This is a genomic window from Sodalis sp. RH20 (genome assembly GCF_047324205.1).
In the GTDB taxonomy this organism is placed as follows: Bacteria; Pseudomonadota; Gammaproteobacteria; order Enterobacterales; family Enterobacteriaceae; genus Acerihabitans.
This window is the reverse complement of record NZ_CP178733.1, coordinates 4,137,061-4,161,559: the sequence shown is the minus strand read 5'-3', so window position 1 is coordinate 4,161,559 and position 24,499 is coordinate 4,137,061. Positions and strand designations below refer to the sequence as shown.

At 65.3% G+C, this 24,499-nt stretch carries 18 protein-coding genes; 12 read left to right on the top strand and 6 right to left on the bottom strand.

The genetic code is table 11. From position 1 onward, the window contains the following. Positions 1–128: 128 nt before the first annotated feature. Complete coding sequence (locus tag ACL2XM_RS19085) at positions 129–2,426, bottom strand: TonB-dependent siderophore receptor (protein ID WP_410012407.1); 2,298 nt, start codon at positions 2,424–2,426, stop codon at positions 129–131. Between the two features lie 315 nt (positions 2,427–2,741). On the opposite strand from ACL2XM_RS19085, the gene fes reads away from it, so the two are divergent. From fes to ACL2XM_RS19070, 3 genes are all read left to right on the top strand, one after another. Continuing rightward, positions 2,742–4,016 (top strand): enterochelin esterase, encoded by a 1,275-nt coding sequence (gene fes / locus ACL2XM_RS19080; protein ID WP_413733241.1) that lies wholly within the window; start codon positions 2,742–2,744, stop codon positions 4,014–4,016. 101 nt (positions 4,017–4,117) lie between these two features. Further along, complete coding sequence (locus ACL2XM_RS19075) at positions 4,118–4,324, top strand: MbtH family protein (RefSeq protein WP_410012406.1); 207 nt, start codon at positions 4,118–4,120, stop codon at positions 4,322–4,324. A gap of 35 nt (positions 4,325–4,359) precedes the next feature. Beyond that, positions 4,360–8,322, top strand: coding sequence for an enterobactin synthase subunit F (locus tag ACL2XM_RS19070; RefSeq protein ID WP_413731400.1), 3,963 nt, complete (start codon positions 4,360–4,362; stop codon positions 8,320–8,322). A 3-nt stretch (positions 8,323–8,325) separates the two neighbouring features. Here the strand turns inward: ACL2XM_RS19070 and ACL2XM_RS19065 are convergent, their stop codons facing one another. Genes ACL2XM_RS19065 through fepD form a run of 3 tightly spaced genes read right to left on the bottom strand, consistent with a single transcriptional unit; the run spans position 8,326 to position 11,110 of the window. Next, positions 8,326–9,126 carry an ATP-binding cassette domain-containing protein gene (locus tag ACL2XM_RS19065; RefSeq protein ID WP_413721974.1) on the bottom strand — a complete coding sequence of 267 codons (801 nt, stop codon included), beginning with the start codon at positions 9,124–9,126 and terminating at the stop codon, positions 8,326–8,328. Further along, positions 9,123–10,124 carry an iron-enterobactin ABC transporter permease gene (gene fepG, locus ACL2XM_RS19060; RefSeq protein ID WP_413733240.1) on the bottom strand — a complete coding sequence of 334 codons (1,002 nt, stop codon included), beginning with the start codon at positions 10,122–10,124 and terminating at the stop codon, positions 9,123–9,125. The genes ACL2XM_RS19065 and fepG overlap by 4 nt, the downstream gene beginning before the upstream one ends. After that, positions 10,124–11,110 (bottom strand): Fe(3+)-siderophore ABC transporter permease, encoded by a 987-nt coding sequence (gene fepD / locus ACL2XM_RS19055; protein ID WP_410012402.1) that lies wholly within the window; start codon positions 11,108–11,110, stop codon positions 10,124–10,126. The genes fepG and fepD overlap by 1 nt, the downstream gene beginning before the upstream one ends. A gap of 132 nt (positions 11,111–11,242) precedes the next feature. Here fepD and entS point away from each other — a divergent pair, with 132 nt between their 5' ends. After that, a complete protein-coding gene (gene entS, locus ACL2XM_RS19050) occupies positions 11,243–12,526 on the top strand; it encodes an enterobactin transporter EntS (protein WP_413728972.1) in 1,284 nt (427 codons plus the stop codon). 74 nt (positions 12,527–12,600) lie between these two features. Here the strand turns inward: entS and fepB are convergent, their stop codons facing one another. Then, complete coding sequence (gene fepB, locus ACL2XM_RS19045) at positions 12,601–13,536, bottom strand: Fe2+-enterobactin ABC transporter substrate-binding protein (protein ID WP_413733239.1); 936 nt, start codon at positions 13,534–13,536, stop codon at positions 12,601–12,603. A gap of 251 nt (positions 13,537–13,787) precedes the next feature. Between fepB and ACL2XM_RS19040 the strand changes: the two genes are divergently transcribed. The 4 genes from ACL2XM_RS19040 to dhbA are packed head-to-tail and all read left to right on the top strand — an operon-like array spanning position 13,788 to position 18,216. Next, on the top strand, positions 13,788–14,960 hold the full coding sequence (locus ACL2XM_RS19040) for an isochorismate synthase (RefSeq protein WP_410012400.1): 1,173 nt from the start codon (positions 13,788–13,790) through the stop codon (positions 14,958–14,960). Between the two features lie 11 nt (positions 14,961–14,971). Continuing rightward, positions 14,972–16,603, top strand: a complete 1,632-nt coding sequence (locus ACL2XM_RS19035) for a (2,3-dihydroxybenzoyl)adenylate synthase (protein ID WP_413730977.1) — start codon at positions 14,972–14,974, stop codon at positions 16,601–16,603. Continuing rightward, entirely contained in the window at positions 16,604–17,461 is an 858-nt protein-coding gene (locus ACL2XM_RS19030) for an isochorismatase family protein (RefSeq protein ID WP_410012399.1), read from the top strand. Beyond that, positions 17,458–18,216 carry a 2,3-dihydro-2,3-dihydroxybenzoate dehydrogenase gene (dhbA, locus tag ACL2XM_RS19025; protein ID WP_413731399.1) on the top strand — a complete coding sequence of 253 codons (759 nt, stop codon included), beginning with the start codon at positions 17,458–17,460 and terminating at the stop codon, positions 18,214–18,216. Before ACL2XM_RS19030 ends, dhbA begins: the two co-directional genes overlap by 4 nt. Positions 18,217–18,278: 62 nt before the next feature. On the opposite strand, the gene ACL2XM_RS19020 is transcribed toward dhbA, so the two are convergent. Then, on the bottom strand, positions 18,279–19,034 hold the full coding sequence (locus ACL2XM_RS19020; RefSeq protein ID WP_413727277.1) for an IclR family transcriptional regulator: 756 nt from the start codon (positions 19,032–19,034) through the stop codon (positions 18,279–18,281). A gap of 85 nt (positions 19,035–19,119) precedes the next feature. Between ACL2XM_RS19020 and ACL2XM_RS19015 the strand changes: the two genes are divergently transcribed. From ACL2XM_RS19015 to ACL2XM_RS19000, 4 genes are read left to right on the top strand one after another with little or no spacing between them, the layout of a single operon-like run. Beyond that, complete coding sequence (locus tag ACL2XM_RS19015; RefSeq protein WP_413731398.1) at positions 19,120–20,769, top strand: hydantoinase B/oxoprolinase family protein; 1,650 nt, start codon at positions 19,120–19,122, stop codon at positions 20,767–20,769. Beyond that, the gene (locus ACL2XM_RS19010; protein ID WP_413721980.1) at positions 20,766–22,808 is read left to right on the top strand and encodes a hydantoinase/oxoprolinase family protein; all 2,043 of its coding nucleotides are present in this window, start codon (positions 20,766–20,768) and stop codon (positions 22,806–22,808) included. The genes ACL2XM_RS19015 and ACL2XM_RS19010 overlap by 4 nt, the downstream gene beginning before the upstream one ends. A gap of 25 nt (positions 22,809–22,833) precedes the next feature. Then, entirely contained in the window at positions 22,834–23,613 is a 780-nt protein-coding gene (locus ACL2XM_RS19005; RefSeq protein WP_410012393.1) for a substrate-binding periplasmic protein, read from the top strand. 42 nt (positions 23,614–23,655) lie between these two features. Continuing rightward, positions 23,656–24,450, top strand: a complete 795-nt coding sequence (locus ACL2XM_RS19000; RefSeq protein ID WP_413733238.1) for an amino acid ABC transporter ATP-binding protein — start codon at positions 23,656–23,658, stop codon at positions 24,448–24,450. The last annotated feature ends 49 nt before the right edge of the window (positions 24,451–24,499 follow it).

The following is a 24,499-nucleotide window of genomic DNA, read 5'->3' as shown; positions in this document are numbered from 1 at the left end:
AGCCTACCCCGCACACAGCAAGCGAAACCCTCTCCGGCCTGCCATACCTCTCGCCGCCAGCGCCCCTCCGTTGTCAACAAACCCAACATACCAGCGGCACACCCTTTCCCCCGCTACCGGCGACGGCTTCAGAAGTGGGTGTTAAGGCCAAGGTAGAAGGTCCTGCCCGGTTCGTTGTAGGTGGCGGCGCCGGCGCCGTACATATAAGCGTTGGTGGCGGCGTTGCCGGTGGTCTGGGCGTTACCGGCGCGGAACTGGCGCTTGTCGAAGACGTTGTCGATGCCCAGGGTCAGGCTGGCGTATTTGTTGATATCGTAGGTGCCGCTCAGGCCGACAATGGCGTAAGGACTGACCTCATTGGTTTCGCTGCCGGTAACGCGTTCGCCCTTGTAGTTGTATTTTTTCGGTTTCTGGCGTCCATACCATGAAAGGGTGGACTGTAGCGACAGATCCTGGCGCGCCTGCCAGCTCAGGGTGGAATTCAGCGTATATTCCGGAATGATCGACAGGTAGTCCCCGGTCTCTTTATTTTTGCTTTCAATGATATAGGTAACATTGTTATTCCAGGAAACCGTTTCGCTAACCGGGATATTCAGCGTACCTTCCAATCCCTGCACCACCGCCTTGGGTACGTTTTCCCAGCGATAGATATCGGACGCGCCGTTGGTCGAGACGCCGGTCGGCACATAACCCGCCTCGATTTTATCGCGGTAGTCATTGCGGAAATAGGTCACGCCCGCCTGGTAGCCGTCGCGTTTAAATTCCAGCCCGATTTCTTTGTTGATGCTGGTTTCCGCCTTGAGATCATCATTACCCAGCAGATAACACCCGCCGGTGCTGGCGGCACAGCCCTGGCCGCGGCTATAGAGCAGGTAGTTGGGGTTGGTCTGGAACAGGCTCGGCGCTTTATAGGCGCGGGCGATGCCCATTTTCAGGGTGAAATCCTGTCCCAGCCCCTGCGAGAGGTTAAGCGAAGGACTCCAGTTGTCGCCGACGATGGAATGGTGGTCGAAGCGCAGCCCCGGCACCAGCATGGTGCTGTCGGTCAGTTCCATATTATCCTCGGCGAACAGCGAGAAAATATCGGCCGAGGAGTAGGGGCTGCGTCCGGTGCTGGCCACGCCCGGGATAGCGCCGCCCAGGAGGGTCTGGGTATTCGACGCCGGATCCTTCATTTTCTGCTGGTTCCACTCGCTGCCGGCCGTGAGGGTCTGGTTGACCCCCAGCTCAAACGGCACGCTGAGTTCGGTATGCGCCAGCACGCTGTCCAGCTGGATGGTGGAAAAATCATTGCTGGCGAAAATCCCCTCCGTGCCGCCGGCCAGCCCCTCGTCCAGGCGGGTATTTTTTGTGCGCTCATATTGCAGGTAATTAAGGGTGCTGACGCCGCTGTCCCAGGCGCCGCGCCAGGTCAGGGCATGGGTCTGGCGATAGATACGGTTGGTTTCATGGCCGTAGTTGTCCTGCACCAACTGGCTGGTATTGGTGTTCTGGGTATCGCCGGCGTAGATATTGCCCTGGCGGCTGTAGGTGGTTTCATATTCCAGGCTTTGCATCGGCGCCAAATCCCAGTGCAGGAGGGCATCGATATTTTTGTCCCTGACCCCTTCGCGTCCGGCCGGGACAGTATCGGCATAGGTGCCGGTGCGCAGGGACTGATGACCGTCGTTAATATCCTGGGCGTCGGCCTGGGTTTTGCTGTAGCCGCCGGTCAGGCGGAAGCTGAACGCGTCGCTCAGCGGCCCGGACAGGCTGAAGTTGGTGCGTTTGGTCGCGCCTTCGTCGTCATGCTGCGGCATATTCAGGTAGGTATTCCATGAACCATGCCAATCGCGGGTGTCTTTTTTGGTAATAATATTCACCACGCCGCCGGCGGCGCCGTTGCCGTAGCGCGCCGCCGCCGGTCCGCGGATCACCTCGATATGATCGATCATTTCCGGCGGCACCCAGGCGGTATCGCCCCGGGTGTCGCGCTCGCCGCGCCAGCCCTGGCGCACCGAGTTGCGGCTGCTGACCGGCAGGCCATCAATCAGGATCAGGGTATTTTCCGGCCCCATGCCGCGGATATCGATTTGGCGGTTGTTGCCGCGCTGGCCGCTGGTGGAATTGCCGGTCAGGTTGACGCCGGGCATGGTGCGGATGATTTCCGACACATCGCGGGCGGGCGGCCGTTTCCTGATTTCATCGGCGCTGATGGTGGATACGCCAGGCGCCTGGAGATTTTGCTTTGCCGCGGTGACGACGATGGTATCGCCCGCCGCGCTTTTGCCGCCGCTGGTTGCCGTGGCGTCGTCCGTCGTCGCGGAGGTTGATACCGGTGCTGTGGTCGTGCTGTCGGCCGCAGGCGCGGCCAAAGGAAGCGCCAGAGTTCCCAGACCCAGACTGATTAGGGTCGCTAAGGAGTAACCTGAGAATGTGGTATGCATATGTTCCCTGATCTGTAGCCGATCCCGTGACTGCTCCGGCGAAAGCCAGCAGTATGGACGGCCTGCTATGTTATAAATTGGATAAAATAAGCAGTTTTTTCAGCAACTGCCGGCGGCTAGCACGCAATGTTAAATCGCTGTTAACATTACGTTATTCCCTCGTTCGGCCACGCCATTGACAAATAAAACCGACCCTTAATGGAACTTTTACACACTATTGCAAATAGAAATAATTATCAATAGTATTTAGTTTACGTTTTAGATTAAAACGTCTACATTCACGGTTTACATAAGGAATCGCGCCCGGTGAAAAAAATGATGTTGGCCCGCGCCGATGTGGGCGGCGACGACTGGTGGCGGGAGGTGGAACGCCAGGGCGCGCCCTGGGTGGAGGCCGGTGCGTCCGGGCAGTGCGGCGTGATATTCCTGTGGCGCGACCCCGGGGGCGACGAGCGCGCGTCCCCTATCCGCCGGGTATGGATTAACATCAGCGGCGTGACCGACCACCATAGCGATACCGGTCCGCAAAGCCTGGAGCGTATTGCCGGCACGGATGTCTGGTATTGGCAAACCAGTCTCGGCGCGCGGTGGCGCGGCAGTTATTGCTTTATCCCATGCCGGGACGACGGGGCGTTCGGCGCGGCGGCGGCGCCCATGGACCGCGCCGCGCTGCGTAACGCCTGGCGTGGTTTATTTTCCGGCGCGGTCGCCGACCGGCTTAATCCGCTGCGCGCCTGGACCAACGGACGCGGCCATCCGGTTTCCGCGCTGCATATGCCGCTGGCGCCCCCGCAGACGGCCTGGAACGAGTACGACAGGCTTGGCCCGGTGGCCGGGCGCACCCTGCCGCCGCTGCCGTCGCCCGCGGGGCTGGAGCGCCATCGCTGGCATAGCGAACGCCTGGGCAACAGCCGCGATATCTGGGTATTCACCAGCGGACGCCGGCATGCGCCCGGGCGTCCGCTGGCCATCCTGCTGGACGGGCAGTTCTGGGCGCGGCAGATGCCGGTCTGGTCGCCGTTGCTGCATATGACGCGCGCCGGGGTCCTGCCCGAGGCGGTCTATGTATTGATTGACGCCATCGATAGCCCACGGCGCGGGCGTGAATTAACCTGCAACCCTGAATTCTGGCGGGCGGTACGGGAAGAACTGCTGCCGCAGCTGGCAGCCTGGGCGCCGTACCGCGCCGATCCGGCGACGACGGTGGTGGCGGGGCAAAGCTATGGCGGCCTGTCCGCCCTGTATGCCGCCTTAAACTGGCCCGGGCATTTTGGCTGCGTGCTCAGCCAGTCCGGTTCGTTCTGGTGGCCCGACCGGGATGCGGCACAGGCGCGGGACGCCTCCGGCGATGACCGTGGGCTGCCGGCGCAGATCGGGCGGGGCCTGGGCGACGGACTGGCGCTTAAGGTCTTTATCGAGGCCGGCAACCGGGAGCGGCTTATTCACCAGGTAAACGACCGGGTGGTGGAACTCCTGCGCCGGCAAGGGCACCGGGTTGATTACCGGGTGGTGGACGGCGGCCATGACGCGCTGTGCTGGCGCGGCGGCCTGCTGGACGGGCTGGCCGCGCTCTGGTCGCCCGGCCGCTAGCGCCCCTGGCCGGCGCTTCCCGCGTCCATGCCCGGCCTGGCTATTTTCGCCCCGGGCAATCCCCGTCATTGGCGCTATCGCCACAAAATAAGGAGTGCGTTTTGGAACACCCCAACCCCTTCGACGATCCGCAACAGATTTGTCTGGTTTTGCAAAACCGCCAGGCCCAATACAGCCTCTGGCCGGATTTCAGCCCGGTGCCCGCCGGATGGACGCCGGTTTTTGGCCCGGCGCCGCGCCCGGAATGCGGCCGGTGGCTGGAAACCCACTGGACCGATATGCGTCCCGCCGCGCTGCGCGGGGCATAAGCAGCGCAACCCATCGTTTTTAAGGAGTTACCGCCGTGTCAGAAATATCCTTGCCAACCGGCGCCGATGGACAGCCGGCCGAACTGCCGCTGGTGGCGGCGCAGCCCGGTATCTGGGTGGCAGACCAACTTTCCGCGCAGCCCAACGCCTATGCGGTGGCGCACTATATCGAGGTTAAGGGCGATATCGATGAAGGCTGCCTGCTGCGCGCCATCGACCAGGGCATGGGCGAAGCCGACACCCTGCGCATGCGTTTTGCCGAGCGTGACGGCATTGCGGTGCAATGGGTTGACGGCGATCTGACCTTTGACCGTCCCGATTGCGTGGATCTCAGCGCCGCCGGCGACGCCCGGAACGCCGCGCTGGCGCTGATGCAGCAGGATCTGGCGGGAGATCTGCGGGTGCTGAGCGGCAAACCGTTGTACCGGCATCTGCTGATTCGCGTGGCCCGCGATCGCTGGTTTTGGTATCAGCGCTATCATCATCTGATCGTCGACGGCTTTAGTTTTACCGCCATCACCCGCCGCATCGCCGTGCTGTATAGCGCCTTCATGCGCCGGGAAACGCCGCCGCCGTCGCCTTTTACCCCCTTTCAGGGGGTGGTGGAGGAATATCAGGCGTATTATCAGTCGGATGCCTGGCGCCGCGACGCCGCTTTCTGGCGCGAAAAAACCGGCCGACTGCCGGCGCCGGGCACGCTGTCGCTCAAACCGTTGTCCGGCCAGGCCGCCACCACCCATGTGCTGCGTTATGCGCTTGATCTCGATAGCCGGCTGTTCGCCGGCCTGGTCACGGGGGAGGAGCGCGCGCCGGGCATCGCCGATCTGGCCCTGGCGCTGGTGGCGTTATGGTTTGCCCGGCTGTGCGGGCAACCGTCCTATGCCGCCGGTTTTATCTTTATGCGCCGTATGGCCTCGGCCGCCCTGGATGCCACCGGTCCGGTGATCAATGTCCTGCCGCTGGCCGTGACCGTCGGCCCGGGGCAGACGCTGGGCGCCTTGGCCGCCGCCCTGTCCGGCGAGCTCAAGAGCCTGCGCCGCCATCAGCGTTATGATGCGGAACAGGTACTGCGCGACCTGGGCCGCACAGGGGATGAACAACCGCTGTTCGGCCCGGTATTTAATCTGAAGATGTTCGACTTCCAGCTTGATTTCGCCGGGGTGGAGGGCGTGACGCACGCGCTGGCTTCCGGGCCGGTGCGCGATCTGGAAATCGCGCTCTATCTTGGGGAAGAAACGGTAGCGGTGGAACTGGTGGCCAACGCCGAGCGGTATACCGCCGGCGAGCTGGCCGGCCATGCCCGGCGCCTGCCGCTGCTGCTGCTCCAGTTTGCCGCCGATCCCGCGCTGCCATGCGGCCAGGCCGATTTGCTGGGCGAGGCCGACCGCGCGCTGCTGGCGCGCATCAATGATACCGGTAAAACGCTGGCGCCGGATACGCTCGCCACCCTGCTGGCACGCCAGGCGTTGCGCACGCCCCAGGCCGTGGCGCTGGCGGATGCGCGGCGCCGCCTGACCTACGGCGAAACCCGCGGGCAGGTGCTGGCGCTGGCGCAACGGCTGGCGGCGCAGGGGGTACGCCCGGGCGATATCGTCGCCGTCGCGCTCCCGCGCTCGGTATTCCTGACGCTGGCGCTGATGGCGGTTATCGAGGTGGGCGCCGCCTACCTGCCGCTGGACACCGGTTATCCGGACGAGCGGCTGCAACTGATGCTGGACGATGCGCGGCCGCGGCTGATTATCACCTGCGCCGGACAGGCCGCGCGGTTCGACGGCCGCGGCGATCTGTTGCTGTATGAGGCGCCGTTGACAGCGGACCCGCGGCTGCCGCGGGATTTCCCCCGGCCGTCGGCCCATCATCCCGCTTATATTATCTATACCTCCGGGTCGACCGGACGGCCGAAAGGCGTGGTGGTGGCCCATGACGCCATCGTCAACCGGCTGCTGTGGATGCAGGATCGCTATCCGCTGAGCGCGGATGACGCGGTGCTGCAAAAAACCCCCTGTAGCTTTGACGTATCGGTGTGGGAATTTTTCTGGCCGCTTATCAACGGCGCGCGGCTGGTCATGGCGCCGCCGGACGCCCACCGCGATCCGCAGGTGTTGCTGCAGCTTATCGCCGATTACCGCGTTACCACCCTGCATTTCGTCCCCTCGATGCTGGCGGCGTTTGTCGCCTCACTTGCCGATGACGGCGCCATCGCCTGCTGCGCCACCCTGCGGCGGGTATTTTGCAGCGGCGAGGCGTTGCCCGCCGAACTGTCGCGCCTGTGGCAGCGGCGCACCGGGGTGGAGCTGCATAACCTCTACGGCCCCACCGAGGCCGCGGTGGACGTCAGCTGGTACCCGGCCCACGGCGAGACGCTGGCGGCGGTGCGCGGGGCGCATGTGCCGATCGGCTTCCCGGTATGGAATACCGGCCTGCGCATTCTTGACGGGCGGCTGCGGCCGGTGCCGCCGGGCGTTGCGGGCGATCTTTACCTGACCGGCGTTCAACTGGCCCAGGGTTACCTGGCGCGCCCGGAGCTGACCGCCAGCCGGTTCGTGGCCGATCCCGACGGCGACGGCGGGCGGATGTACCGCACCGGCGATGTTGCCCGCTGGCTGGACGACGGCGCGGTGGAGTACCTGGGCCGCAGCGATGATCAGCTTAAAATCCGCGGGCAGCGGGTGGAGTTAAGTGAAATCGATCATGCGCTGCTGTTATTGCCGGGCGTGCGCCAGGCGGTGACCCATGCCCGGGTATTGGGCGCCGCGCCTGATGGCGGCATCGGCGGCGATGCGCGGCAACTGGTCGGCTATCTGGTGGCGCAGCCGGGTGAAAAGCTGCACCCCGAGGCGCTGCGCGACGCCCTGGCCGAACGGCTGCCGGCGCATATGGTGCCGGTGGCGCTGGTCGAACTTCCGGCCCTGCCGCTCAGCGCCAACGGTAAACTGGATCGCAAGGCGCTGCCGTTACCCCAGTCGCGTCGGGCGACACGGGGGCGAGCGCCGCAAACCGCCATCGAGCGGCGGGTAGCCGCGCTGTTTGCGCAACTGTTGCAACAGGAGATCGGGTCCGTCGATGATGACTTTTTTGCCCTTGGCGGCCATTCCCTGCTGGCGATGCGGCTGGCGGCGGAGCTGCGCCGCGACGTGGGTAAGCCGGTAACCGTCGGACAGGTGATGGTGGCCTCGACGGTGGCGCGCTTGGCCGCGCTGTTTGATGATGAGGTGGATAACGACCCCGGCGATGCTATCCGGCGTTCCGGACTGGACGCGGTCCTGCCGCTGCGCCAGGGCGAGGGCCCGCCGCTGTTTTGCTTTCATCCCGCCTCCGGTTTCGCCTGGCAGTTCAGCGTGCTGCGGCGCTATATCGATCCGCGCTGGCCGCTGGTGGGTATCCAATCGCCGCGTCCGGACGGTCCGCTGCAGCGGTACGGCACGCTGGAGCAGGTGTGCGACGCGCATCTGCTGACGGTGCGCGGCATACAGCCGCACGGCCCTTATCATTTTATCGGCTATTCGCTGGGCGGCACGCTGGCGCAGGGCATTGCCGCCCGTTTACGCGCGGCGGGGGAAACGGTGGCGTTTCTCGGCCTGCTCGATACCTACCCGCCGGAGACGCGCAATTGGGACGCGGTGCAGGGTAAACATGTGCTGGACCCCGAAGTGCTGGAGGAAGTACGGCGCGAGCGCGAGCAGTTCATCGCCGCGCAACAGGGTATTGCGGAGCCGGCGGGGGACGAACAGCGGCGGCTGTTCGATGCCATCGAGGGCAACTATGCGGATTCGGTACGCCTGCTGGCGGCCAGCCGCAGCGCGTATTTTGCCGGAGAAGCCACGCTGTTCGTGGCCCGGCGCACGCTGCCCGCCGCTATGGACGTGCGCCGGACCTGGTCAGATTATGTGGACCGGCTGCGCGTGCACGAACTGGACTGCGCCCATGTGGATATTATTTCGCCCGCGTCGTTCCAGGTGCTCGGACCCTTGCTTAACCAGGCGCTCAGGGAACTGTAGGCGTCAGCCCCGGCCCAGCGGCACGATCATCGGCGTATGGGAGACCGGATCGTCGATGATCATGCAGCGCAGGCCGAATACCGCCTCCACCAGTTCGGCGGTGACGATGTCCACGGGCGCCCCCTGGGCCAGGATACGCCCGTCGCGCATCGCCACCAGATGGGTGGCGTAGCGGCAGGCGTGATTAAGATCGTGCAGCACCACCACCAGCGTATGGCCGGCGCGGTGCAGCTCGCGCATCAGCTCCAGCAGATCTATTTGATGGGCGATATCCAGCCAGGTGGTGGGTTCGTCCAGCAGCAGCAGCGGCGTTTGCTGCGCCAGCACCATGGCGATCCAGACCCGCTGCCGCTGGCCGCCGGACAGGGTATCCACCGGCCGTTCCGCCAGCCCGGCGACGCCGGTGGCGCGCATCGCTTCCTGCACCGCTTGTTCATCGCGCCCGCTCCAGCGGCTTAATAGCGATTGATGCGGGTAGCGTCCGCGCGCCACCAGATCGCCCACCGTGATATCCCCGGGCGCGCTGGAGCTTTGCGGCAACAATCCCAGGCGCCGCGCCACCTCCTTGGTGGCGTAGGCGCCGATCTCCCGGCCGTCCAGCCATACGGTGCCCTCGCCTGGCCGCATCAGGCGGCTGAGCGTGCGCAGCAACGTCGATTTGCCGCAGGCGTTGGGGCCGATGATCACCGTCAGTTCACCATCGGGGATGGTGATGGACAGATCGCGGGCAATCACTTTTTTATCATAGGCGAGCGTAAGATTTTCCGCCCGCAGGCGGCTGGACGACGGGGTAAGGGCGCTCATTTTTTTCGCGACTCCCGGATTAATAAGCCGATCAGATAGAGGCCGCCGATGCTGACGGTAACCACCCCGACCGGAAGCTGATAAGGCGTAAACATACGCTGTGCGGCGAGGTCGGCCGCCAGCAACAGCAGCGCGCCGGTCAGGGCCGCCAGGGGGATCGCCAGGGTTTGGCTGCCCGCCAGGCGGCGTGAAATCTGCGGCGCCACCAGGGCGATAAAGGAAATGGGGCCGGCGGCGGCCGTGGCGGCGGCGGTCAGGGCCACGCCCGCCAGCATCAATCCTAGTCGCGATCTTTCCACCGGCACGCCGAGCGCGCAGGCGGCGTCATCGCCCATTTCCAACAGGCGCATGCGCCGCGACAAAGCCAGGGCCAGGGCAAAGGCCAGGACAATCGGCACGGCCACCGGCGGGCATTTCGCCCAGGTCATGCCGTTAAGCGATCCGGCGCTCCATAGCCCGGCGGTCAGGGCGGATTCCAGCGAGGCGCTGACCACCAGCCAGGTGTTAAGCGATACCAGCAGGGCGCGAACGGCAATGCCGACGATAATGAGCCGGAAGGTCTGGATGCCGTTGCGCCAGGCCAGCAGGTAGACTACGGCGGCGGTCAGCAGGCCGCCGGCAAGGGCCGCGCCGGTTATGCCCAGATAGCTGCTGTTGAACAGCACTATCGCTATCAATACGGCGCTGTGCGCGCCGGTATTGAAACCCATGACATCCGGGCTGCCGAGCGGGTTGCGCATCAACGACTGGAAAATAGCGCCGCTGGCGCCCAACGCCGCGCCCAGCAATAACGCCATCGCCACCCTGGGCAACCGCCATTGCGTCACGATAACCTGGATATTGTGCGCCGCCGCGCCGCGCAGGGCGTCCACCACCTGCCGGGCCGGAAGCGGGAGCGACCCGGCGCCGAGGGCGTAAATCGCCAGCGCAAGGCAGGCAAGCAGCAGGATGCCGACGGTCAGCGACGTCCTGATCCGGGCGTGCCGGTTCGCCATCATCACCGGCTTATCATCCGGTGGCGGCGTACCAGGGCTATCAGCACCGGCGCGCCGAGCAGCGCCGTTATCACCGATACGCGCAGCTCGCCGGGCACCATCACCCGGCCCGCCATATCGCTGCCCAGCAGCAGCAGCGGCGTAAGCAGCAGCGTCCAGGGCAGCAGCCAGCGGTGGTCCGGGCCGGCTATCCAGCGCGCGATATGCGGCATCATCAGCCCGATAAAGGCTATCGGCCCCGCCAGCGCCGTAGCCGCGCCGCATAACAGGGTAATGGCCGCCAGGCCGAGCAGCTGCGTCAGGCCCACCCGCGAGCCCAGCGCCGTCGCCAGTTCGCTGCCCATGCCCAGGGTATTGAGCGCCCGCGTTAGCCAAAGCGTCAGGCCGGTGCCCAGGACGATAGGCCAGATAACGGCGTTTACCGCCGCCATGCTGCGGATATCCAGCGAACCGGCCTGCCAGAAGCGCAATTGGTCGTAGACCAGGGGATTGAGCAAGGAAATACCGGAGGCCATGCCGTCCAGCACCGCGCCCAGCGCCACGCCCGCCAGGGTGAGGCGAATGGGGTTCAGCCGCCCGCCGCCTGCCGCGCCGATTAACGCCACCAGCAGGGCGGCGGCCAGCGCGCCGGCAAAGGCAAACCACAGGTAGCGATCGATGGAGGCGGCGCCGAAAAAGGTGATGCCCAGCACCACGGCGAACCCCGCGCCGGCGTTGACGCCAAGAATGCCGGGGTCGGCCAGCGGATTGCGGGTCAGGGTTTGCATCAGGGCGCCGGACAGCCCCAGGGCGATGCCCGCCAGCAGCCCGGCCAGCGTGCGCGGCAGGCGGCTCTCGAGGATAATAATACAATCCGGGCTGCGGCAGGCGCCGGTCAGCGCGGGCAATACCTGGTCGGCGGGAATGGTTTTGGCGCCGATAAACAGGCTCGCCGCCATCAATAATGCCAACAGCACGCCGCTTAACAGCAATCCGTAATAATGGCGCATAAAAGGCTAAACCATAAATTATATGATAATGATATTTATTATCGTTATTACTCGCAATAACTTATGATAGCATGACTGCTTCCCTGATTGCAGCGCCCAGTGGCGTCGAATTCCCCGGATAGTTAGCGTCTTATGCAAAAACCCTCGTATTTACTCGATATCAGCCTGCTGAAAACCCACCCCGCCTTCCGGGCGGTTTTTATCGCGCGGTTTTTGTCCATCCTGGCGCTCGGCATGCTGGCGGTGGCGGTGCCGGTGCAGATACAGGCCATGACGGGGTCCACCCTGCAGGTCGGGCTGGCGGTGACGCTGGCGGGCGGCGGTATGTTCGTCGGCCTGCTGGCCGGCGGGGTGATGGCGGATCGCCGCGAGCGGCGCGGGCTTATCCTGTTTGCCCGCGCAACCTGCGGGGTGGGGTTTATCGGCCTGTGCCTTAACGCGCTGCTGCCGGTACCGTCCCTGTTCGCGATTTATCTGCTGGCGGTGTGGGATGGTTTTTTTGGCGCGGTGGGGGTGACGGCGCTGCTGGCCGCCACGCCGTCGCTGGTCGGGCGGGAAAATGTCATGCAGGCGGGCGCCATCAGCATGCTGACCGTGCGCTTCGGCGCCATTTTATCACCGGCGGCGGGCGGCCTGGTCATCGCCTCCGGCGGGGTGGCCTGGAACTACGGGCTGGCGGCGCTTGGCACGCTGCTGACGCTGTTGCCGCTGCTGCGCCTGCCCAGGCTGGCGCCGCCTCCCCAGCCCCGGGAACACCCGCTGCACGCGCTGGCCGGCGGCATGGCCTATCTGTTTCGTCATAAAACCATCGGCCTGGTGGCGCTGATCGGCGCCCTGCTGACCATGGCAAGCGCGGTACGGGTGCTTTACCCGGCGCTGGCGATAAGCTGGCATATCAACGCCGCCCGGCTGGGGCTGATGTATGCGGCGGTGCCCCTGGGCGCGGCGATAGGCGCGTTTACCAGCGGCCGCGTCGCCGCCACGGCGCGGCCGGGAAGAATGCTGCTGCTTACCGCCGTCATGGCGTTTATCTGCGTCGCGGCATGCAGCCTGATGCCGTGCTACGCGCTGGCGCTGCTGTGTCTGGCGGGCTTTGGTTATTTCAGCGCCATCAACTCGCTGCTGCAATATGCATTGATACAACAGCTGACGCCGGATCATCTGCTGGGCCGCATCAACGGCCTGTGGACCGCGCAGAACGTCACCGGCGACGCGCTGGGGGCGCTGGTATTGGGGGGGTTGGGCACCCTGATGCCGCCGGGGCTGGCCGCCGCGGCGTTCGGCCTGGCGGCGGCCCTGGCGGGGCTACTGCCGGCGCTGGCGCTGCGGGGCCTGCGCGCCGTGGATATGGCGCGGCATCGGGATCAGGGCCGGCCGGCGGATGAAATCCCGCCCGCCGGCCGCAGTGAGCCATAACCGCCATGAATCCCCGCCCGGCCGGGAATGGCCGCGGCATGACGCGGTTAGCCACGCGGCAGGATGGGGAAAGATCACGGCTTGGCGAACAGCTGTTCCAGGCGGGCCAGCACATTGCTGGCGCTGTAGTAATCAAGGCGGAAGGTGTCGTTGCCAAGGGCGTAGACCCGGCGGTTTTGCACCGCCGGCAGATGCGCCAGGAACGGATTGGCCAAGAGCAACCGGGCGCTGGCGTCATCGCCGGCAAACAGCAGAAAGGTTTGCCCGTTCAGGCCGGCGGCCAGGTTTTCGCCGGACAGCTGGACGATGTCCTTGCGCACGCCCATGCTTCGGCCGCCGACGGGGGTGGCGGGCGGTTCGACCAGCGTAAAGCCCAGCTGGCGCAGCAGCTGGCCCTGCGGCGAATCGGCGGTCCACAGGTTGGCGGCTTTGCCGTCCGGCTGGTATACCAGGGCGGATACCGGCTGCGGCGGCAGCGCCAGATGCTGTTTCAGCGCCTGCCGGCGGGCGTCGAAGCGGGCGATGACCTCCGCGGCCTGCGCTTCATGGCCGGTGGCTTGTCCCAGCTCCCGGGCCAGGTCCTGCCAGCTTTTATCGTCATAATTGACCACCAGGGTCGGCGCCAGCGGCGACAACTGATCGTAAAGGCGCAGGGCCGAATCGCCGCCGGTGGCGGCGATAATAATCAAATCGGGATTCTGGCCGGCGATGGCCTCGGCATCCGGCTCGCCGATGTACAGGCGTTTGACGCCGCGCTGCCGGGCGACATCGCTCCACTGGCGAAAAAAGCCCTGTTCGTCCGCGACCCGGTTATTCGGCGTGGTGGCGCCGCTGGCTATCACCGGCGCCCCGATGGCCAATAGCGAGCCGGTAAGGGTGACGCTTGTGGATACGATGCGCTGCGGCATGTGATCCAGGGTAATGGCGCCATGCGCGCCCGCCACCTGCCGCGGCCAGCCGTTCTCAGCGGCGCGCGGGGACGCGGCCGCCAGCAGTAAGGGCAGGGCCATCAGGGCGAGCCAATTGCAGGCGGATCGGTGCCGGGACAATAGAGTGATCATGTCTGGTATTCCTGGGGTAGGGGCTGGTTTTGTCCGCCTTATGATGACAAAAAACGGGCAATCAAATCCACCCTTGCGCGGGTGAGGCAGTGTTTACGTTCATTGACACGGCAGATTCTACGACGTAGTTTATGTGCTATCAATACAAATGATAATTATTATTATTGTGTTTATCATTTGATAATAGCGGAGATCGTCACGTGGAATTTTCATTGTTTCGACAGACAACACCAGGCGACGCGGATGCCCTTATAAACGGATTTTTTTTCATGTCGCCTTATCGCAGCTTCGTTACCCAGGGTCGTTTCTGCGCCATCAGCGCGCCCGCGGGCAGGGGTGATCAGCCCGATGGCGTGTTTCAGCGGGAGCTGCGCCACGCCTTCCGGCGCGCCAGAAACGCCGGCATTGAACGGCCGCTGGTGGTGGGCGCCATTCCCTTCGATGCCGACCGGCCCGCGGCGCTGTTTATCCCGCAGCGCAGCCAGGGGTTCGATCGCGAGATGTTTTTGCAAAGCCGGAATGTGCCCGCCGAACCCTTGCCGCAGGTAACCGGCAAAATCGAGCGACCGCCGGAGCGCGACTTTAAACACATGGTGGCGCGGGCGGTGGAGGCCACCGGCCAGCAACGGCTGAGTAAAGTGGTGCTCGCGCGCCTGCTGGATATCACCACCCGGGAACCGGTGAATACCGCGGCCCTGATGCGGCGCATCGCGGCCCAAAATCCCGCCAGTTACAATTTCCATGTTCCCCTCGACAACGGCGCCCTGCTGGGCGCCAGCCCGGAGCTGCTGCTGCGCAAGACCGGCAACCGGTTTTACTCCACGCCGCTGGCGGGTTCCGCCCGGCGCGACGCCGAGCCGGGCCGTGACGCCGCCGCCGGCCGCCAATTGCTGGATTCAGTCAAGGACCGCTATGAGCATCAGCTGGTTATCGACCAGATGCGCGAAGTGCTGGCGCCCTACAGCGCGGGTTTAAACGTGCCGCCCGTACCCGGCCTGGTCAATACGCCCACCCTTTGGCATCTGGCCACCGCCATCGACGGCGAGGTGGCGGACCCCGCCGTCAACGCCCTGGCGCTGGCCTGCCTGCTGCATCCCACGCCCGCGCTGTGCGGCGCCCCCACCGATCGCGCGCGGCGCTTAATCCAGACCCTGGAGCCCTTCGACCGCGATCTGTTCGGCGGCATGGTGGGCTGGTGCGACGAGGAGGGCAATGGCGAATGGGTGGTAACCATCCGCTGCGCCAGGGTGGCGGGCAACCAGGTGCGGCTGTTCGCCGGCGCCGGCATCGTGCCCGCCTCCCTCCCCGACGCGGAGTGGCGCGAAACCGGCGTCAAGCTCGATACCATGCTGAGCGCGTTTGGATTGCATTAACAGGAGAGATGATGAGCATTGTATTTAACCGTTGGCCGGATGAGTTCGCGGCCCGCTACCGCGCCAGGGGATACTGGCTGGACTTACCCCTGACCGATATTATCGACCGCCGTAAAGACAGCGGCGCGCTGGCGGTGGCCTGCGGCGAGCGCCGCCTGAGCTACCGGGATGTCAACACCTTGTCCGACCGGCTGGCCGCGGCCCTTGCCCGGCGCGGGCTGGCGGCGGGGGATACCGCGCTGGTGCAGCTGGGCAACGTGGCGGAATTTTACCTGGTGCTGTTCGCCCTGCTGAAAATCGGCGTGGCGCCGGTAAATGCCCTGTTCAGCCACCAGCGCAGCGAACTTACCGCCTATGCGCTGCAAATCAGGCCGGCGCTGCTGATTGCCGACCGGCAGCATGGGCTGTTCAGCGATAATGGCTTTATCGATGAACTGCGGCGGCAGCATTCGTCGCTGCGGGTGGTGGCGATGCGCGGCGACGACGCGCCGCAAACAAGTTTACAGGCATTATTCGACGAAGCGCCGGGCGCGTTCACCGCCGCCCCGTCGCCCGCCGACGAGGTGGCCTTTTTCCAGCTGTCCGGCGGCAGCACCGGCACGCCGAAGCTGATTCCGCGCACCCATAACGACTACTACTACAGTATTCGCGCCAGCGTGGACATCTGCCGTTTCGATGAGGATACCCGCTACCTGTGCGCGCTGCCCGCGGCCCATAACTACCCGCTGAGCTCGCCGGGCGCGCTGGGCGTGTTTTACGGCGGCGGCAGCGTGGTACTGGCCAGCGATCCGAGCGCCAACGTCTGTTTCCCGCTGATAGCGCAACATCGGATCACCGTCACCGGGCTGGTGCCGCCCGCCGTGACGCTGTGGCTGCAGGCGATGGAACAATGGGGCGACAGCGGGCAGTTGGCCAGCCTGCAATTATTGCAGGTCGGCGGCGCCAAGCTTGGCGAGGCCCTGGCCGCGCGCATTCCGGCGGAGCTGGGCTGCCGGCTGCAGCAGGTGTTCGGCATGGCCGAAGGGCTGGTGAACTACACCCGGCTGGACGATGACGACGAACATATCTTTACCACCCAGGGCCGTCCGATATCGCCGGATGATGAAGTCTGGGTGGCCGACGGGCAGGGCAATCCGCTGCCGCCGGGCCGCGTGGGACGCCTGATGACGCGCGGGCCTTATACGTTTCGCGGTTATTACCAAAGCCCGGAGCACAACGCCGCGGCGTTTGACGCCGACGGGTTTTATTGTTCCGGCGATTTAATCGAGCTGACGGACGACGGCTACCTGAAAGTACAGGGACGCGAAAAAGATCAGATCAACCGCGGCGGGGAAAAGATTGCCGCCGAAGAAGTCGAGAACCTGTTGCTGCGCCATCCGCACGTGGTGAATGCGGCCCTGGTATCCATGACCGATGCGCTGATGGGGGAAAAGAGCTGCGCCTATATTGTCGTTACGCAGGAGATCAAACCGGTGGCGCTGCGCCGCCATTTGCGCCAGCTGGGGGTGGCGGAATTTAAACTGCCCGACCGTTTTGAACGGGTGGACGCATTGCCCCTTACGCCGGTGGGCAAGGTCGATAAAAAACGACTGCGCCTGCTGATCGACGCCGCCACCGCCACCCCCGCCACAGGAGAAAAATAAATGGCCATCCCGAAACTGGTTTCCTATGCCATGCCCACTCCGGCGGAACTGCCCGCCAATAAGGTCAACTGGGCCTTTGAGCCGCAGCGCGCGGCGCTGCTTATCCATGATATGCAGGACTATTTCCTTAACTTTTGGGGCGGGGACAGCGCGCTGGTCAGCCGGCTGGTGGAGAATATCGCCGCCCTGCGCCGCTACTGTAAATCGCAGGGCATCCCGGTGTTTTATACCGCCCAACCGGCGCGGCAGAGCGAGGAAGATCGCGGGCTGTTAAACGATATGTGGGGGCCGGGGTTAAACCAGTATCCCGAACAGCAGGCGGTCATCGCCGCCCTCGCGCCCGACGCCGATGACCAGGTCCTGGTCAAATGGCGTTACAGCGCCTTTCACCGCGCCCCGCTGGCGGATATGCTGGCCGAGCGCGGCCGCAACCAGCTTATTATCTGCGGCGTTTATGCGCATATCGGCTGCCTGATGACCGCCGCCGATGCGTTTATGCGCAATATCAAACCGTTGCTGGTGGCGGACGCCCTGGCCGATTTTACCCGCGACGACCATCTGATGGCCCTGCGTTATGCCGCCGGCCGCTGCGGGCGCGTGCTGATGACCGCCGATTTGTTGCCGGCGCCCATCAGCAAGGCGCACCTGCGCGCGCTGATCCTGCCGATGCTCGACGACGACTGCGGTGATTTGGGCGATGATGACAACCTGATCGACTACGGCCTGGATTCGGTGCGCATCATGACGCTGGCCACCCGCTGGCGGCAGGCGCGCGCGGGGCTGGATTTTGTCGCGCTGGCGCGGAACCCGACCCTTAACGGCTGGTGGCAATTACTGGCGCCGGAGCATAACGTATGACTATCAGCCTGGATTTCAGCGGTAAGCGCGTTTGGGTGACCGGCGCCGGCCAGGGCATCGGCTACCAGACCGCGCTGGCGTTCAGCGAGGCCGGAGCCGACGTGGTCGGACTGGACCGGCGCTTTGCCGGCGACGGCTACCCGTTTCGCACGCAATTGCTGGATATCACCGATGCCCCCCAGGTCGGACGGGTGTGCGGGGCGCTGCTTGAGGAAAACCCACGGCTGGATGTCCTGGTCAACGGCGCCGGCATCCTGCGCACGGGGGCCACCGATAGCCTGGACCTCCAGGACTGGCAAGACTGCATGGCGGTCAACGCCGGCGGCGCGTTTAACCTTTTTCACCATACCCTGCCGGTATTTCGCCGCCAGCGGGCAGGCGTCATCGTCAGCATCGCCTCCAACGCCGCCCACGTGCCGCGCGTGGGCATGTCCGCCTACTGCGCCTCGAAAGCGGCGCTGAGAAGCCTGTGCATGACCGTCGGGCTGGAAATGGCGCCGTTCGGGGTGCGCTGCAACCTGGTGTCGCCCGGCTCGACCGATACGCCGATGCAGCGCGGCCTGTGGCAAAGCGCGGATGCGGAACAGCGGACCATTGCCGGGTTTCCCGGGCAATTCAAGCTGGGCATTCCGCTGGGGAAAATCGCCCGGCCGCGCGAGATTGCCGACGCGGTGCTGTTCCTGGCCTCGGAACATGCCGGCCATATTACCTTGCAGGATATCGTCATCGACGGCGGCGCGACGCTTGCCGCCTGATGCCGTTACGGCCCGCCGGGCGCTAATGCCGGCGGACGTGTTTCATCGCCGGCCGGCCTGCTTCAGTGCCAGCCCAGCCGGTTGCTCAATACTAGTGCATGGCGTTTCACCGCCGCGATAATATCCTCGCGCCGCTCGGCAAAACGGCTGGAAAGGGCCGCCACATTCAGCGCGGCCACGGTTTCCCCCTTGGCGTTCAGCACCGGCGCCGCCACCCCCGAACCGCCAATATCCATCTCCTGATCCGAGACCGCGAAGCCGTCCCGGCGGGCCTTGGCGATATGCTGGCGGATAAGATCGCGGTCCACCAGGGTATGCCGGGTGTATTGCACGATGCGTTCATGGGCGAGGTAACGCTCGATCTGGCCGTCGTCCCGGGCGGCCAGCAGGGCGCGCCCCATGGCGGTGCAATAAGACGGCAGGCAACTGCCCAGCGGCGACTCGTAACGCACCGGTTGGGTGCCGCTGCAACGCTCCAGGGTTTTCAGCCGGCAATCGTGGTTCAGCACCCCGAGCATGATGGTTTCGCCGCAGCCGTCGCGCAGTTCGCGCATCACCGGCCCGGCCAGTTCAATCAGCCTGGCCTCCGGCCCGCAGATCCAGCCCGGGCCGTTGCGGTACGTGTCGCTCAGCGTATACCGATCCGCCTCGCCGCGCACCGCATAGCCGCGCGCCACCAGGGTCGCCAGCAGGTTATGGGTGCTGCTTTTCGGGTAGCCCAACTCGTCCACCACCTCTTTCAGGGCGAGCGGTTTTTCCGCCTGCGCCAGCAGTTCGAGTACTTCCAATACGCGCACCGCGCTTTTGACTTCGTTCATGTATGTGAACCCTATTCTTGTTGCTGAACTTATTTTTACTGTGTTAGAACTCGGAACACAATCTTTTCCTGATACGGGATCCGCGATGAACCAAACAGCGCCGCTGGACCAGATAGCCATCGAGCTTGTCCGCAACGCCTTCCATTCCATCTGCGATGAAATGGCCGAGTCGCTGGTGCGTTCCAGCCACTCGCCGAATATCAAGGAGCGGCGCGACTGCTCATGCAGCGTCTATGACGTGGCCGGCGATATCGCCGTGCAGGCGGAGCATATTCCCATCCATCTCGGTGTGATGGCGGGGGCGCTGCGCCATATCCTGGCGGCGTTCCCGGCGGCGGAGATGGCGCCGGGAGACGTGTTCCTGGTCAACGATCCGTATTATGGCGCCAATCACCTGCCGGATTTTATCGTCGCGGGGCCCTTGTTCGCCGGCGGCCGGATGGTCGGCTTCGGCGCCAGCATGGCGCACCATACCGACGTGGGCGGCCTGACGCCGCGCAGCATGCCCGCCACCGCCACCGAGATCTTCCATGAGGGCCTGCGCATCCCGCCGGTGAAGCTGGCGGCCGCCGGCCTGGTGGATAACAATATCCTGACCATTATCGCCGCCAACTCGCGCCTGCCCGACGAGCGCATGGCGGATCTCGGCGCGCAAATCGCCACCATCCGCGTCGCCCAGAGCCGCATTGACGAACTGGCGCGCCGCTATGATACCGATCAGCTGCGTTACGCCCTGGCCGAGATTATCCGCCGGTCGGAGGCGGCGACCCGCGCCTGTATCGCCGCGCTGCCCGACGAGGTTTGGTACGGCGCGGCGGCGGCGGATTTCGGCGGCGAGATGATCCCGCTGCGGGTGGCGATTTCCCATCAGGGCGATCGCCTGAAGATTGATTTCTCCGGCAGCGGCCCGCAGACCAACAGCCCGTTTAATTCCTGCCTGGCCAATACGCTGGCCTGCGTCTACATGGCCATCCGCATCACCCTGGCGCAGGGCATCCCGGCCAACGCCGGCATGTACCGCGCCCTTGAGATCGCCATTCCCGCGGGTTCCATTCTCAACCCCGTTTTCCCGGCGGCCATTTCCGCCGCCACCCAGGTGTCCTATCATACCTTTGAGGCGCTGATGGACGCGCTGTCCGCCTTTGCGCCGGAACGGGTGCTGGCCGGCACCGGCGGCGGCGGGGTGTTTTCCTTCGGCGGCACGAACCCGCTGACCGGCCGGCTTTTTGCCTATGGCGAGGCGCTGGGCGGCGGTTCGGGCGCCAGCAACGTGGCCGACGGCGAGAGCGGCATGATCCCGCCGGTGGCCAATTTGCACGACACGCCGGTGGAAGTGCTGGAAATGAGTTTGCCGGTGCGTATTTTACGTTATGAACTGGTGCCGGGTTCCGCAGGCGCCGGACGCCAGCGCGGCGGCTTTGGCCTGCGCCGGGAATTCCAGGTGCTGACGCCGGTGCGCTGCTCTTTCCAGGTCAGCATGCCCACGCACGGGCCGGGCGGCCTGCTGGGCGGCGGCGGCGGCGCGCCGACGCGCATTACCGTCACCGGGCCGGACGCCGCGCCGTTGTCCATCACGGGTTTTAGCGAACTCTCCGCTGTGGCGGGCACGGTCATCCGGGTGGAAACGGCGGGCGGCGGCGGCTACGGCCCGCCGTGCGAACGCGCCGCGCCGGCGCGCGCGCAGGACCGGCTGTACGGCTATGGCGATATCCAGATCAGGGAGGCTCAGGCATGAGCGGATTACTGGCCGCCGTTGACGTCGGCGGCACCTTTATCGACGTGGTGGTGACCCATCCCGCCACCGGCGAAACCCGCATCGCCAAAGTCCTGCACCGCAAGGGCGATCAGGGCAATGACATCCTGGCGGCGCTGGACGGGCTGGCGCGGCAGATGAATGCCGGCGCCGCCGACATCGATGCCGCGGTGGTGGGCACCACCGTGGTGACCAATGCCTTGCTGGAAGGCGCGTTGGCCAAGACCGCCCTGGTGACCACGGCGGGCTTTCGCGACGTGCTGGAAATTGCCCGCATGACCCGGCCGTCCTCCTATGATTTGCACGCCCGGCGCGCGCCGGTGGTGGCGCCCCGGCATTTGCGCCTGGAGGTGCCGGAACGCCTCGATCATCGTGGCGAGGTGCTGCTGCCCCTGGATGAGGCCGCGCTGGACCGCTGTATCGAACAGCTGCTTGAGGAAAAAGTGGAGGCGGTGGCGGTCAGCCTGCTGTTTTCCTTCGTCAATCCCGACCATGAGCGGCGCATTCTGGAAAAGCTGGCGGTGCTGGGGGTGCCGGTCTCGTTGTCCTCCGACGTGTTGCCGGTATTCCGCGAATACGAACGCACCGCCACCACGGTGCTGAACGCCGCCACCATGCCGGTGATGGCGCAGTTTTTAGCCGGCCTGCAAACCCTGAAAGACCAGGGACCGGCCCGGGCCTTTATCATGGGATCGGCCGGCGGCTGCCTGACCTTTGCCGAAGCCCGCCGTTTCCCGATAAAATGCGCCATGTCCGGCCCCGCCGGCGGGGCGGTGGGCGCGCTGGATCTCTGCGCCCGCCATGGCCTGGGGGAAGCGCTGACGCTGGATATCGGCGGCACCAGTTCGGATATCGCCCTGCTGCGCAACGGCGCCATCCCGGTGACCGACGAGCGGGCGATCGGCGGCTATCCGGTGGCGGTGGCCTCGGCGGAAATTGAAACCATCGGCGCCGGCGGCGGTTCGATAGCGTATCTGGACCGCGCCGGATCCCTGAAGGTCGGGCCGCGCAGCGCCGGCTCGACGCCGGGGCCGGTGAGCTACGGCCGCGGCGGCGAACTGCCCACCGTCACCGACGCGCATGTGGCGCTCAATCGCCTGGGGGTCGACAGCATGCTCGGCGGCGGATTCCCCCTCGACCGGGAGGCGGCCGTCGCCGCCATCGGACGGCATATCGCCGCGCCCCTGGGCGTCAGCTGGCAGCGGGCGGCGCACGGCATATTGCAAATCACCACCGCCAATATCGTGCGCGCCATCCGCGCCATGTCGGTGGAACGCGGTCACGATCCGCGCGCCATGACGCTTATCGCCTTCGGCGGCGCCGGCCCGCTGCACGCCGTCGACGTGGCGCGCGCGCTTGAGATTCCGCGCGTGCTGATTCCGTATTTTTCCGGCGTGTTTTCGGCCCACGGTATTTTGTCGGTGGATATCGCCTATGACGCCCAGCGCACCTGGCTGCGGGAGCTGTCCGCCATCGATGCCCACGCACTGGCGGAACTGACCGACGAGATGCTCGGCGCGCTGCTGGCCCGCGCCGCCGAAGACGGGTTTAGCGCCGGCGACCTGGCCATCGCCTGGTCGGCCGACCTGCGCTATCGCGGCCAGTCCCATGCGCTGACCGTGGCGCTGCCGTCGCCGGACGCGGCGGGCCTGGCCGTCAGCCGCTCGGCGTTTTTGGCCGAGCATCTGCTGCGCTACGGCCACGCCTCCGCCACTGCGGCGGTGGAGCTGCTCAACCTGCGGCTGAAAATCAGCCGGCCGCGCGGGGGCGGCGGCGAGGTCGGCGCTGCGCCCGCGACGGCGGCCGAACCGGCCGGTCAACGCGATATCTGGCTTGATGAGGCCGAATGCGTCGCCTGCCCGGTCTATCAGCGCGCCACGCTGCCGGACCACTGGCGCGCCACAGGCCCGCTGGTGATTGAACAGTTCGACGCCGTGACCGTACTCGGCCGCGGCGATATCGCCGAGGTCCTGCCCGGCACGCGCGCCTTATCGATTCGCATCCACCCACACACCGACTGAAACCATTCACCCGAAGGAGCACCCTATGAGATTTTCTGCTAAGCACGGCGCGGCGCTGATTGTACTGGCCGCCAGCCTGACCGTCGCCGCCCTGTCGGCCCAGGCGCAGGGCCTGACCCAGCTGCGCGTTGGCGCCGATCCCAGCTACCGGCCGATATCCTTCGTCGACCCGTCGGGCAAGCTTATCGGTTTCGACGCCGATTTCGCCGCCGCCCTCGGCCAGCATATGGGGGTGCCGGTGTCCTATGAGGGCATGGCGTGGGACGGTATTATCCCGGCGCTCCAGGGCGGAAAAATAGACGCCATCACCAATCTGGTAATAAGCGACGAGCGCAAGAAAGTCGTGGCGTTTTCCCAGCCGATCATGACGCAAACGATTGTCGCGGTGGTGCGCGCCGACAGCCAGCATCCGCAGGCGACCGCCGCCGACTTGCCGGGGCTTAAGGTCGGGGTGATGGTCAACACCGCCGCCGCCACCGCGCTGCAGGGCATGAAGGGGGTAACGCCGGCCACCTATAACACCGTGGTGGACGCCTATAATGATCTGATGCTCGGGCGCATCGACGTGGTGGCGGTGGAAAGCGTTAATGGTACCTATATTGCCGCCAGCCAGTATGCCGGCAAGCTGAAAGTGGTGCCGAAGCCGCTCACCGACGATGTGAAGCTGAACGGCGTGGCGCTGCGCAAGCAGGATACCGACGGGCTGGCGCAGGTTAACGCCGCCATTGATAAAATGAAGTCGGACGGCACCCTGGCCGCCATCGCCACCAAGTGGTTCGGCAATACCCTGAATGTGCCACACTGATTGTACTGCCAACGTTACCCATGAGGTCAACAGATGCCGGAAATGACGGAAACGCCGTCGGTGGCGCCAGAGCCGCCGATCCTGCGGATTAGCCAGCTCTGCAAGTCGTTTAACGGCGTGCCTGTCCTGACCGATGTCAATCTTGAGATCGCGCGCGGGGAAACCGTGGCGGTGATTGGCCCCAGCGGGGCCGGCAAGACCACACTGCTGCGCTGCGTCAATTTTTTAAATACCTACGACAGCGGCAGCGTGACCCTGCGCGGCGAGCAAATCGGCTACCGGCAGCTGGGCAACCGGCGGGTGGAGGATAGCGACGCCAATATCAGCCGGATGCGCCGTAAAACCGGCATGGTGTTTCAGCGGTTTGCGCTGTTTCCGCACCTGAGCGTGCTGGAAAACCTGATTGAGGGACCGACGCGGGTGCTGGGACAATCCCATCGCGAGGCGGTGGCGCGCGCGACCGCGACGCTTGCGTCCGTGGGACTGGCGGATAAGGCCCATGCCTACCCGGCCCGGCTTTCCGGCGGCCAGCAGCAGCGGGTCGGCATTGCGCGCGCCCTGTGTATGGAACCGGACGTGCTGCTGTTTGACGAGGTGACCTCGGCGCTGGACCCGGAACTGGTGGGCGAGGTGCTGGCGGTGATGCGCCGCCTCAGCGAGGAGGGGCGTACCATGCTGATGGTCACCCACGAGCTGCGCTTTGCCCGCGATGTGGCCGATCGCATCGTGTTTATGGAGCAGGGACGCGTGGTGGCCGACCTGCCGGCCCGGCAGTTTTTTGCCGAGCCGCCCAACGAGCGTATCCGGGCGTTCCTGACGGCCAGCGAGGCAAAATAAGCGCGCCGGCGACGGCAATATTTAATCTTGATACAGGATGGCGCGGGTT

Excerpts from the sequence above, each read along its gene's own strand:
- dhbA (WP_413731399.1), top strand. The coding sequence starts at position 17,458 with ATGACTATCAGCCTGGATTTCAGCGGTAAGCGCGTTTGGGTGACCGGC.
- ACL2XM_RS19020 (WP_413727277.1), bottom strand. The coding sequence starts at position 19,034 with ATGAACGAAGTCAAAAGCGCGGTGCGCGTATTGGAAGTACTCGAACTG.
- ACL2XM_RS19015 (WP_413731398.1), top strand. The coding sequence starts at position 19,120 with ATGAACCAAACAGCGCCGCTGGACCAGATAGCCATCGAGCTTGTCCGC.
- ACL2XM_RS19085 (WP_410012407.1), bottom strand. The coding sequence starts at position 2,426 with ATGCATACCACATTCTCAGGTTACTCCTTAGCGACCCTAATCAGTCTG.
- ACL2XM_RS19005 (WP_410012393.1), top strand. The coding sequence starts at position 22,834 with ATGAGATTTTCTGCTAAGCACGGCGCGGCGCTGATTGTACTGGCCGCC.
- fes (WP_413733241.1), top strand. The coding sequence starts at position 2,742 with ATGATGTTGGCCCGCGCCGATGTGGGCGGCGACGACTGGTGGCGGGAG.
- fepG (WP_413733240.1), bottom strand. The coding sequence starts at position 10,124 with ATGATGGCGAACCGGCACGCCCGGATCAGGACGTCGCTGACCGTCGGC.
- ACL2XM_RS19000 (WP_413733238.1), top strand. The coding sequence starts at position 23,656 with ATGACGGAAACGCCGTCGGTGGCGCCAGAGCCGCCGATCCTGCGGATT.
- fepD (WP_410012402.1), bottom strand. The coding sequence starts at position 11,110 with ATGCGCCATTATTACGGATTGCTGTTAAGCGGCGTGCTGTTGGCATTA.
- ACL2XM_RS19065 (WP_413721974.1), bottom strand. The coding sequence starts at position 9,126 with ATGAGCGCCCTTACCCCGTCGTCCAGCCGCCTGCGGGCGGAAAATCTT.
- ACL2XM_RS19030 (WP_410012399.1), top strand. The coding sequence starts at position 16,604 with ATGGCCATCCCGAAACTGGTTTCCTATGCCATGCCCACTCCGGCGGAA.
- fepB (WP_413733239.1), bottom strand. The coding sequence starts at position 13,536 with ATGGCCCTGCCCTTACTGCTGGCGGCCGCGTCCCCGCGCGCCGCTGAG.
- entS (WP_413728972.1), top strand. The coding sequence starts at position 11,243 with ATGCAAAAACCCTCGTATTTACTCGATATCAGCCTGCTGAAAACCCAC.
- ACL2XM_RS19010 (WP_413721980.1), top strand. The coding sequence starts at position 20,766 with ATGAGCGGATTACTGGCCGCCGTTGACGTCGGCGGCACCTTTATCGAC.
- ACL2XM_RS19035 (WP_413730977.1), top strand. The coding sequence starts at position 14,972 with ATGAGCATTGTATTTAACCGTTGGCCGGATGAGTTCGCGGCCCGCTAC.